Genomic DNA, 11748 nt, shown 5'->3' on the forward strand with positions numbered 1-11748 from the left:
CGACTCCAGCTCCTGCACCACCCGCCGCTTAAACTCCGGGCTGAACGACCGTCTCTGACGTGGCATCCTTGGCTCCTTTGTTGCCCCGCCCCTAATCTACGAAATCAACCCCTGACTGTCCAGTCCGATGGGTGCAGTCCACCGCTCACGGAAGCTTCGTCTACTGCGAGAACTAGACGACTCTGATCCCGGCGCACAAGCCATCATTGTCACCGTCACTAATGATCAGGATGACGTGACACGTACTCGCCCGATGGGAGGCCGAAAGAAAATTGCCTCTGTAAGTGATGACTATCTCGAATTTGCCATGATGAGCAATCCCGATATTGAGTTGTACATGGAAACCGGAGAGTTGCGAAGCGGATATTTACATGCGCGGAACCGAGACTATGAACTCCTCGAGCAATTTAACGCTTCATCCATATCAAAAAACAGAAACAAGATCTGGCTTGATACCAAGAATCCTACTCCGGCTCAGGTGATTGCGAGTGCCGAACCATATGTCTTGGGTTTGCTTGAACTTGGAAAGAAATTCCATCCAAGAAACGCTGGCGAGCTACAGGTTGGATACGACATAGATCGAATCACCTCCGCCTAGGGCAAGCTGAAACTGTGGGACAAGGTAATTCATTGGGGGGAGTTGTTCTTCAACTTGCCTGCCAGCTACAGAAATAGATCCCCTGAGAGCGAGATCGAAAAGACTAGAAAACGACTAGAAAGGGCTCGTCAACTGGTCGCAAAATCCAATCCGCGATGAATAAGTACAGAGATTCCTTTCGCAGCCGCATGTATTGGCATGTGCGCCGCTCGGGAAGAGAATCCCGAGCCCCCTCTTGCCCTCCCGTGAACAGGGCGAGATCCGACGAAGATTCACCCCGCTGCCCCCCATGAATGGGGGGGGGATATGTGAGCGAGAGCAGATCGCGGCTGTGCGTGGCATTGCGCAGCAGGGTGGGCAACCGCGCGGAGTTGTCCCTACCGCGAGCGCCGAGAGGTCGGGAGCATACGATTGTACGGAGCCACGGAGGGCGGGTCACGGACCCGCCCCTACGATTAGAATCGTCCCACGTCTCGCCTCCCTGCCAGTTGGCCGCGTTCTCCCGAGCGCATATCCATGCGGCGCTACGAAGATACCCGATTTCGCGCACGGCTGTGCGGCGCAACCGGAGAGCGGGTCGCGGGCCCGCCCCTATCGGGTACGCTCACTTTGAGGCGGCGTAGTTGACCATGCCGTGCCAATCCACAACGATCACCGGCTCGTCTCCGACAACCCAAGCGTCATGGCCTGAGGGCAGCAGCGACACATCGCCGGGTTTGCACTCATACACGGTGCCGTCGTCCATTTGAACCTTCAACACGCCGGACACATGATACTGAAAGTGCGGCGCTTCGCAGCTCTTGGTCTTGGCCACCGGCTGCAGTGAAGTTGACCACCGCCAACCCGGCTCAAAGACCGCGCGACCGATGGTCACACCGCCGATGGTCATGAGTTCCAAATGTCCTTTGGGGAATTCGCGAATCTCATCCGGTTTTGCAAAACTCTTCAGCGCGGCTGTGTTCAGATTCTGATCAGTTGCTTTAGTTTGCGCGGCAGCCGAAAGGACAAGCGCGCACAGGGCCAGTACCAGTGACAAGGATTTCATGATTGCTCCGATTCTTCTTTCGTTGATCTGATGCGCGGGAATTCGTTTCAGGCGTTCACCGACAATATAACGAGTGACTTGCGCTTTCGCAAGAGCGCACAAGAATGTGACATAGTGGCGAAAAGTATACCGGGGTAGGAAGCCATGTTCCAAGTGCAGGATCAGAAATTCGATTGCTACATCGAGTTCACCCTGAGTATTATCGGGGGTAAATGGAAGACGCTAATCCTCTGGAATCTCAGAGATGGGATCAAGCGCTTCGGTGAGCTGCGAAGGCTCATCCCTGAATGTACACAGAGAATGCTGATTCGTCAGCTGCGGGAACTTGAACGCGATGGGGTTGTCGCACGCAAGATTTACAGTCAGATTCCACAGAAAGTTGAGTACTCCTTGACCGAACGCGGCGAAACCCTGAAACCCATGTTGGAGCTTGCCTGCAGCTGGGGAATGAGCAGAGCCGACGAACTGAATGCAGGATGACCTGTACGCGGCGGCGGTGCGGCGTGTGCCCGGCTGCGGAGAGGTTGGTACGAAGTGCGCATGTCCGTGCGGCGCCAAACAGATTTTCGATTTCGCGCACGGCTGTGCGGAGCCACGGCGGGCGGGTCGCGGACCCGCCCCTACGATGATCCCTTACAAAAGGTGAGGGAAGGGCGGAGGTAGATTCCGACAGGGTCTGGAGACCCTGCTCCGGCGACTCTTCGATTCCGGGCGGCCGGGGACGACCGCCACGGCGGAGAATGTCCGAAGCGCGAAGACGCGCACCCCCCTCGCTCCCCAAGGAGCGAGGGGAGACCCGGTTCTGCGCGGGTCACGCACAAGATTGGACGGTGATGCGGTGGCGCAGGCGATGCCTCTGCACCTGCCAAACTCCGTGTGCAAGCCGCGGAGTAGGTCGCTGGCCCGAGCGGCTTTCCGCCGAATCAACAGGATGCCGGCATTCGAGACGGTATTATTCCGGACGCGATGATCCCTTGCACTTCAATTTCTCCTACATGCTCTGAAATCCAACACCTTGCGGAGGCAACGATGGCACGGTTCTCCTATTTGGGCCGCCTGTGGGTGGCACTGCTCGCAGTTCTCGGCTGCGGAATGACGGACGCTTACGCACAGGACAGTTTGAATGTGCAACGGCTCAGTCAGCTCTATGACAACTGGGCGATTGCCGAAGCTGTCAGAGTGGACGGCGACATTTTGTACGCAGCCACGCTCTGGAACGGTCTGCGCGTCATCGACATCGCGGACCGCACGCGGCCGGCGGAGATCGCGGCGCTCGATCTCGGCGGCAGCGTGACGGCCATCACGACGCACGGCGCCACGGCGTATGTCGGTGTCTCCGCGCGGCTGGTTTGCGTGAACGTCACGAACCCGGCGGCGCCGCAGCGGCTGGGCGAAGTGACGCAGTTCGGCGGCGCCCAAGATCTCATCGAACGCGGCGGTTACCTCTATGCGGCGAGCGGTTCGGGCGGGTTGCGGATCGCCGACGTCACGAATCCAAACTCGCCGGTCGTCGTCGGCACGGCAGCGACTCGCAATCAGGCGTATGGCGTGGATCTCCTGGGTTCGCTTGCTTTCATTGCGGATTATGAGAGCGGGCTTTCCATTTTTGACACCTCGAACCCGGCGCTTCCGCAACTGGTCGGCGAGACCACGAACCAGCCCGGTTTCATGGACGTGGTGGTCCACGATTCGGTCGTTTACGCGGCGGCCGGTGACGGCCTGCACATCATCGATGCGACGATTCCCGCGGATCCGCACGAGATCGGCGTCTTCGCTCAGGCCATGGGTGCTCAGGCGCTGGCGCTGCGCTGGCCGCTCTTGTTCGTTGACTGTCACTACCTCGGACTCTATGTATTCGATTGCACGGAGCCGCTATCGCCGACCGTGTACGGATTCATGGATACGCCGGAGTTTGAAGCATGGGGCGTGGCCTGCGATTCCACCTACGCGTATCTCGCTGCCGGCTATCACGGGGCGCGCATCATCGATATCAGCGATCCGGAAGCCATCGCCGAGGTGGCCTTCGTTGACACCGATTACCTGCAGACGACGACGATCGTCGATCATTTTGCCTACATCGCCGCGGGCGAATACGGGCTGAACGTCGTGGACATTGCCGATCCGCGTCATCCGGTGCCGGTGGGCGCGCTGGATCTGTCGGGGATGATGATTAACTCCGTGGCGGTGGGAAACCGGTTGTACACGGCCTCCCTTTACAGCTTTTCCGTGGTCGATATCAGCGACCCCGTCGCACCGGTGTGGATCAACGATGTTGCGACGTCCGATGCGATCTGGTGGATTGCGCACGCCGGGCAATACCTGTATGTGGCCGGCGGCTTCGGCGGGCTGCTCACGTATGATCTCGCCGACCCCGACAATCCGCAAGAGGTCTACGGGGTTCCCGTCGAGTATCAACTCTGGAGCATCACGCTCGCCGCCGGCTACGCGTACGGCACGGCCGGCGAGATGGGGTTGATTGTTTTCGATCTCAGCGATCCGGCGCATCCAGTGGAGCTTACGCAGTTTCACACGGTCTATCGGGCGCTGTTCGCCGCCGTGGACGGCGACCGCGCGTACGTGACCGTCGAAGACCACGGCTTTGCGGTGATCGACATCAGCGATCCGGCGCATCCGGCGTTGATTCGTCGCGTCACGACGCGCGGTTTTGCGGGGGAGATCCATGTGGCAAACGGACTGCTCTATGTGGCCGATCAAGCGGCGGGCTTCAGCGTTTATTCGCTCTGGAACCGCGATCTACCCGAATTGGTTGCGTTCTATGACACGCCGACGAACTGCGTGGGATTGACGATCGTGGATACGCTCGTGTACGTCGCCGATTGGCTGCATTGGGGCGTGTACGCGCATGCGGACGGACTTGCGGCGGACGATCGCGCCGCACCGGCGCTGCCGCGAGCTCCGGCGTTGCGCGCCTGCTATCCGAACCCGTTCAATTTGCAATTGCAGATTGAGTTTGAGCTGCCGCAAACTGAAGCCGTAACGCTGACGATTCACGATGTTCTGGGCCGCGAGACGGCGGTGCTCGCCGACGGGTTGCAACCGGCGGGTGCCCGGATCGTGACGTGGGACGCGGGCGAAGCGGCGTCGGGAGTGTATTTCGTGAAGTTGCGCGCGGGGGAATATCGGGCGGTGCGGAAGGTGTGCCTCTTGAGGTAGCGCCTGGAGTCGATCGGAATTCGCGGTGCTCCGGATTTGCGCATCCCTTGCGCTTTCCGGCGCACGCACCTCCCACTCGGGTCCTTGAGGCCCGGTAACTTGTAGGAAATCAGACGTCGGGAGTCGGCCGGCAATTTGCTTGCGACCATCGGGTTGCGCCGGGCCGACCAGCCCCCAGCGAACGGCGTGACGTATCCCGTCCGGGCACAACTGGGCGGTGATGACGATTCCGGGATGGACCGTGTTGGTCGATCCCCCGAGCCTCGGTAGCAAATAGAGAGCACTTTCGTGATGCGCTAAGTCGCAAAGCACATGGACAGCATGGAGGACAGATGATTAGGCTAAGCCGGAAGACGCTTGGGCGAATACTGGTCGTGACGTTGGGTCTGCTGCCATGCCTGGCGCGGGCGGATGGTCTGCTGCGGATCGGGCTGCAATTGCACAACGAGCCGCAGACGAACCGGCCATGTACGGCCAACGGCGAGCAGGACTACCTCAGCACGTGTGTGGTGATGGACAGTCTGATGACGGCGTTTGCGCGGCATGGCGCCAAGATCACGTTTGAGATGGGTCTGGGGAACGCGCTGAGCACTCCGGTGTGGGGTGGGGCGGGAGTTCGCGGGTCAGTGCCGTACATGGTTCTGCATCCCGAGGTGATTTGCGTCGCCTCACACATTCACTATCCGGCGGACATGCCCGGTTTTCGGGACAAGTTCTGCCCGCCCTTCACCGAGGACAACATCGCCGAGGCGAGTTTGACGTACGCGCAGTATGCGCTATCGGCTGACCGTCGCCGTGATGTGAAGGTGGCGGCGGCAGGGCAGCCGATTCGCGGGGTGTGCGGACTGTGGAGCCGTTTTCCGACATTGCGGTGGGTGCCTGCTCTTTCCGCGACCGGGTATGAGTGGGTCACCGGCTGGAACAACGTGAATCCGCCCGGCGGTTCGACCGGCGGCCATGCCTGGGCGACGGCCGTCAATCCGTGGCGCGTTGGCCATGACCTGACGAACGACTATCGGGGCGGGGTGCTGGACTCGTATTACAACGGCGCCATGGTGCTGCTTCCGGACGGCGCAGTTTCGGGTCGGATGAATCCGAACGAGCAGGTCAGCTTTGCGGTGGTGGACTCGCTGATGCAGGAAAACTGGCTGGCGGGCGATCCGGAGCGGATCAACGTGTGCTATCTGACGGTTCACGACTATGAATTCAAGTCCGGCGGCGGAATTGACTATGCCGAGTTCCACGCGTGGGATTCGCTGCTGACGATGCTGGACGGTTACGTTTCCTCGGGTCAAGCCGTGTATCAGACGATGGATGAAATGTATCAGGATTTTGTCGCGTGGGAAGGAGAGGGCAATATATCGTATCCGCACAACGGCACGTTCGAAGCGCGGGACACGGTCACATATTGGACGTCGCCGGACGGTCACAACGAGGTTCTGGAATACAATCTTTGCTGGTCGCCGCTCGGGGGCACGGTGCCGGAGGGCGACGGACAGGATCCGACTCACTATCGGCATGGTCGCTACGGTTATCGATTCGGCGACGCGGCCACGATGCGCGGGATTGGCGCGTCCACGGAAGGCAAGCACATCTACTGTGTGGTGCCGGCGGACACGTCGGTGGAGTTTCGGGTCTGGTGCTACGCGGAAGGAGCGGCGCAACCGCTGCTCGGCATCCGGTGGTATGCGAGCGCGGACACGACTCCGGACACACCACATCTGTCTGAAGTGACCGGGGCAGAGGTGGATTCCGTATCGGGCAATTGGAGTTTACTGGTTCTCCGCGCGGACGTCCCCGCGGGTGCCACCGCGCTGCGGACCTGTCTCTACAAGTCGGGCGACGGATCGCTCTGGTACGATGACGCGAATCTGCGCTATGGCAGAGGCGCGTTAGCGACCCCGGTGCTTACGGTGGGTCCGGTCAATTCGTCGCAGATTCAACTTCACTGGACCGCGGTGCCCGGCGCGACCGGCTACCGCCTCCATTACGATACCAATTGCGACGGCTCGTTCACGAACTACATCGTCGTCGCGGCTCCGGGCACGAGCGCAACTCTGGAGATCTCGGCGGCACCGGTCACGTTTTACAAGGTGTATGCGGTGGCGCCCTGAAGGGGCGCTCCGCGTTTCCATTTTGCGGTACAGCGGGACGCTGATTCGAAAACGGGACTACACCTCCTGCTCATGCAGAGATTGTCTGCTGTTTGGAGCAACGAAAGAGGGCCAACCCTTGCGGGTCGGCCCTCTTTTTCACGTTGCGGATTAACGCTTAGTAGCGGTCGCGGCGGGCGGGACGGTCTTCCTTCGGCCGGGCCTCGTTGACCATCATCTTGCGGCCGCCCTGCTCCATTTCGTTCAGGGCGCTCATCGCGGCGCGCGCTTCCTTTTCGTTCGGCATTTCGACGAAGCCGAAGCCCTTGCTCTGGCCGCTCATGCGGTCCATGACGAGGCTGGCGCGATCGACCTGTCCGTGCGCTGAGAACATGTTTCTCAGATCGTCTTCCGTTGTGCTGTAGGCGAGATTGCCCACGTAGATGTTTACCATTGTTGAATCCTTTCCAACTTGCGAGGATGGTATCCCCATGATTGCCACCTTACCGATCGTCAAGCCGAAGAAAGATTCTCGAACTGCGAACGAACGAAGAGCATTCTCGTGACACGGGCCTGCGACGAGCTCCGACTGGAGCGATTTCAAAAGCGTGTGTGAGGGAGGATAAATCCCTTAGCACACGATGCGGACAATATACGCATAAATAGGGCCGATTCCTATTCCTAAGTTAACATACATGAAAACAATAGGTTGGAAATAGAACATCCCGCCCGGGGTCATCGTTTGAGCGATAATTGCTCTTTCTCCGGCTTGGCCTGGAGGGCTATTCCCGCCTCCCCGATCCCGGTTCGGTTGAAGCCGCCCTCGGCCAGCTTTTCCAGTTTGGTCAGCGGCACATAGTAGCTCTTCAGGCCCTCCGTACAGTTCTGGCACATTTCTTTGACGCGGCCCTCCCGGATCAATGTCGTGCGCAGGTCATTATACAGCTGGCTGTGCCAGATTTCGCGGAAGTCCTGATGCAGCGCGTTGCCCATCGGATAGTCTTCATCCTTATCGAAACAGCAGGGCACAACCGTTCCGTTCCAATCGATCATCGTCGAGAACCAGAGCCGCTTGCAAGATTGATAGCGGCGTTTGGTTTCCCAGCGCTCGCCGATTCGCTGATAGCGGCGCAAGCTCTCCAGGCCGGGGAGATAATCCGCGGCTTGCTGATCGGTATAGACCTGCGTCGTCTTGATTTCGACCGAATCGGCGCCCCATCCGGCCGCCGTCTTGCGCAGGTACGGAATCTCATGCTCGTTGTGCTTCATCGGCAGCCACTGCATGATAATGCGCGGCGTCTTGCGTTTCAGCTCGTCGCGTCGCGCACGCACGGCTTTCATGCCCTGCACGACGGTCTCCAGTTCGCCGCCGATGCGATAAATCTTGTACGACTCCGGAGTGAGACCGTCGATGGAGAAGATCAGCTCGTCGAGACCGGAGTCGATCAGGCGGTTCACGAGATTTCGCCGCAACATCAGGTTGCCGTTGGTGGAGGTCATCGTGTAGATGCCGCGCTCGTGAGCGAACCGGATCATCTCCGGCAGCTCGTCGTTGATCGTCGGCTCGCCCTGATTCCAGAGCGCAAGCACGCGCACCTGCGGTCCGACGTTTTCCAGAATGCTCCGGAAATTCGCGAGGGTCATGCTGCCGAGATCGCGTTTGAGTTCGCGGGCGCCAATCGGGCAGAGTGGACACTGCAAATTGCAGCGGCTGATCGGCTCCATCATGATATTCAGCGGCGCGCCCCACACCACGGGCCGTCTTAGCACATGCGACAGCCCGAAACTCGCGGCAACTTTGAAAACGTTCCAGGCCAGTCCCGGCTTCAGCGTAAACCCTCTCGGCAGCAGCATCCGACTCCTTTTCTATGCGATTGCACCAATGTAAGCATGACATGGCAGACTATCAAGCGCAGCCGGCGGCAGGTTGGCGCCGCCCGACCTTTGTTATTGCGCGAGAAAATGCGTAAATTATGCAAACAGTGTAGGATGGTAGTGCATTGTTTTAGTTGAACATGGCGCGAATTCTAACAATCCTCACGGCAATCGCCTTGTACGCGGTCGTGCTGCTCCTCGGTGAATCGGAGTCCAAGTCCGGTCGATTTGGGCCGAAGCGCGAGGCCGAAAAGGGGCCGTACCCCGCCGAGTGGTTCATGCAGCAGCGCCTCTGGCCCGACGTCACGATCCCGACGGCCGACTTTCTGGCGGCGGCCGAACAGGCCGAACGGCTTTCGCAGCGTACGCTCGACGATCCGCCGGTCTGGATTGAAGCGGGACCGGGCAATATCGGCGGTCGGGTGACGGATATTGTCGGGCATCCGGCGAATCCACAACTCTTCTACATTGGTTCGGCTTCCGGCGGAATCTTCAAGACCGTGAATAACGGCGCGAGTTGGACTCCGATCTTTGACGATCAGCCGACGCAGTCAATCGGGGCACTGGCGATTGATGTGGCGCGACCGGACACAATCTACGTTGGCACGGGTGAGCCGAATTCAGCGGGCTTCAGCTATTTCGGGACCGGTCTGTATCGCACTCCCGATGCCGGCGCGACGTGGGAACATCTTGGCCTCGCGGAGACCCGCTATATTTCGCGGGTGGTGATCGATCCGCAGGACCCCGCGAGCTTGTGGGTTGCCGCGCTTGGCGAACTCTATGCTGAGAGTGAGGTGCGCGGGGTATATCACAGCACCGACATGGGGGTAAGCTGGAGTCGAGTGCTCTATGTGAACGACTCAACCGGCGCCAGCGATCTCGTGATACATCCGGAGAATTCGCAGATCCTCTACGCGGCCACCTGGCAGCGCCTGCGCTCACCGGAGCGTCGCGTGGTTGGCGGCGTCGGCAGCGGGATCTACCGCACCTCCGATGGCGGGCAATCCTGGCAGCGCTTGCAGGACGGGCTGCCGCAGCCGGCGGCGAATATCGGCCGCATCGGACTGGCGATCAGTCCGTCCGATCCAGACATCCTCTACGCGATCTACGCCGACGATCCGGGCTATTTTTTCGGGATCTTCAAGACGACGGATGGTGGAGAGACGTGGGGCCGCGTGAATGACGGCGGCCTCGGCAGCATGTACGCGAACTTCGGCTGGTACTTCGGAAATATTCGCGTGCGGCCCGACAATCCGAACATGGTCTTCGCGCTGGGGCAGATCCTGATGCGGTCCACGGACGGCGGGCAAAACTGGTTCGAGATTGGTACCGATGTGCACGTCGATCACCACGCACTCTGGTTCTACCCGGCTCAACCGACGCGAATGCTGGTGGGCTGCGATGGCGGCGCGTATGTTTCGACCAACAATGGCAACGGCTGGAGTTTTCTGACCGGGCTGCACAACAACCAGTTCTACGCGGCGACGGTCGATCCCCAGCACCCCGCGCGGCGCTACGGCGGCACGCAGGATCAGGGCACGCTGCGCACGCTGACCGGCGCGGTCGGCGATTGGGAGAATATACACGGCGGGGACGGATTCCATGTGATTGTCGATCCGACGAATTCCGATCGCATTTACGCGGAGTATCAGTGGGGCTGGCTGGATCGGAGCGAGGATGGCGGCGCGAGCTGGGTCGATGCGACGAACGGGATCGACGGCAGCGCGCGCACGAACTGGTCAACTCCCATCGCGCTCTCGCCGCACAATTCTCAGACGTTATACTACGGTAATGAGCGGTTGTATCGCACGACAAATCGCGCGGATAGTTGGAGCGCGATCAGCCCGGACCTGACCGATGGCGGCGGCCCCGGCAATCTGCCGTTCGGGACGATCACCACGATCGATCCGTCGGCGCTCGATCCCAACCTGATCTACGCCGGCACGGACGATGCGAATTTCTGGGTGACGACGAACGGGGGAACGAATTGGTTGAATCGATCGAGCGGGTTGCCGAATCGCTGGATCACCAAGGTCGCCGCCGATCCGCATGACCGGAACGGCTGCTATGTCACGATCACGGGCTATCGGAATGCCGAAACCGACGCGCATATTTTTCGCAGCGAAGACCAGGGACAGCACTGGACGAACATCAGCGGCGAGCTTCCGGCGGGACCATTGAACGACGTGATCGTCGATCCGGAGATCATCGGCCGGCTTTATGTGGGGTCGGACTTTGGCGCCTATGTGACGCCGGACTATGGCGAACACTGGTATCCGCTCGGTGAAGGCCTGCCGCGCGTTCCGGTGATCGATCTGGTTCTGCACGCACCGACGCATGCCTTGACCGCCGCGACGTATGGCCGCTCGATGTACCGGGCCGATCTGACGACGCTATCCTTGAACCGCGTGCCCGTGATTTCCTCGGCACTTCCGCCGCCGGATTTGGACTCGGTCGATGCCGGCACGGCCCTGCACTTTGCCATCGAAGCGATCGACCCTGACGGACAGCAGCTCGAATACGCGTGGTATAGGAACGGTGATCCGGTGAGCGGCACGGACACGACGACGATCCTGTTTGCGACTCCGGGCGCCACCGATCAGATTGCGGTCGAGGTCAGCGACGGTGAACTCAGCGCGCGGCATTTCTGGACGCTGCACACGTTGGGCACGGCGCTTCGCGAACCCAGGATCGTCCCACAATCGCCGTTGCTCCTGCAAGCCTATCCGAATCCGTTCAACAGTTCCGCGACGATCCGCTTCGCGCTGCCGATTGGCGGGCACGCGGTACTCTCACTCTACGATCTGACGGGGCGGCGTGTGCGCCCGTTGCTCGACGCGGCCCAGCCCGCGGGTGAGCAGCGCATTATGCTTACCGCCGGAGACCTGCCCAGCGGGACCTATTTTGTCTCGCTTCACACCCCCGCGGGCGATCGCCACGCGAAGCTTCTGCTCCTCAAATGA

The 11748-nt window shown here is 60.3% G+C and carries 8 protein-coding genes; 5 read left to right on the forward strand and 3 right to left on the reverse strand.

The window, feature by feature from the left end; translation table 11 throughout:
- The first annotated feature begins 127 nt into the window (after nt 1–127).
- Entirely contained in the window at nt 128–598 is a 471-nt protein-coding gene (locus HZB60_04235) for a hypothetical protein (protein ID MBI5058979.1), read from the forward strand.
- 604 nt (nt 599–1202) lie between these two features.
- Here HZB60_04235 and HZB60_04240 read toward each other — a convergent pair.
- Nucleotides 1203–1562 carry a cupin domain-containing protein gene (locus HZB60_04240; protein MBI5058980.1) on the reverse strand — a complete coding sequence of 120 codons (360 nt, stop codon included), beginning with the start codon at nt 1560–1562 and terminating at the stop codon, nt 1203–1205.
- Nucleotides 1563–1787: 225 nt separating this feature from the next.
- Here HZB60_04240 and HZB60_04245 point away from each other — a divergent pair, with 225 nt between their 5' ends.
- The 3 genes from HZB60_04245 to HZB60_04255 all read left to right on the forward strand — a co-directional run bounded on the left by HZB60_04245 (nt 1788) and on the right by HZB60_04255 (nt 6931).
- The gene (locus HZB60_04245) at nt 1788–2123 is read left to right on the forward strand and encodes a helix-turn-helix transcriptional regulator (protein ID MBI5058981.1); all 336 of its coding nucleotides are present in this window, start codon (nt 1788–1790) and stop codon (nt 2121–2123) included.
- A gap of 549 nt (nt 2124–2672) precedes the next feature.
- A complete protein-coding gene (locus HZB60_04250) occupies nt 2673–4817 on the forward strand; it encodes a T9SS type A sorting domain-containing protein (GenBank protein MBI5058982.1) in 2145 nt (714 codons plus the stop codon).
- A 332-nt stretch (nt 4818–5149) separates the two neighbouring features.
- A complete protein-coding gene (locus tag HZB60_04255; GenBank protein ID MBI5058983.1) occupies nt 5150–6931 on the forward strand; it encodes a hypothetical protein in 1782 nt (593 codons plus the stop codon).
- 157 nt (nt 6932–7088) lie between these two features.
- Here HZB60_04255 and HZB60_04260 read toward each other — a convergent pair whose 3' ends face one another.
- The gene (locus tag HZB60_04260; protein MBI5058984.1) at nt 7089–7364 is read right to left on the reverse strand and encodes an RNA-binding protein; all 276 of its coding nucleotides are present in this window, start codon (nt 7362–7364) and stop codon (nt 7089–7091) included.
- A gap of 281 nt (nt 7365–7645) precedes the next feature.
- Complete coding sequence (locus tag HZB60_04265; protein ID MBI5058985.1) at nt 7646–8764, reverse strand: SPASM domain-containing protein; 1119 nt, start codon at nt 8762–8764, stop codon at nt 7646–7648.
- 161 nt (nt 8765–8925) lie between these two features.
- On the opposite strand from HZB60_04265, the gene HZB60_04270 reads away from it, so the two are divergent.
- On the forward strand, nt 8926–11748 hold the full coding sequence (locus HZB60_04270) for a T9SS type A sorting domain-containing protein (GenBank protein MBI5058986.1): 2823 nt from the start codon (nt 8926–8928) through the stop codon (nt 11746–11748).

This window comes from candidate division KSB1 bacterium (genome assembly GCA_016214895.1).
Taxonomy (GTDB): Bacteria; Electryoneota; RPQS01; order RPQS01; family RPQS01; genus JACRMR01.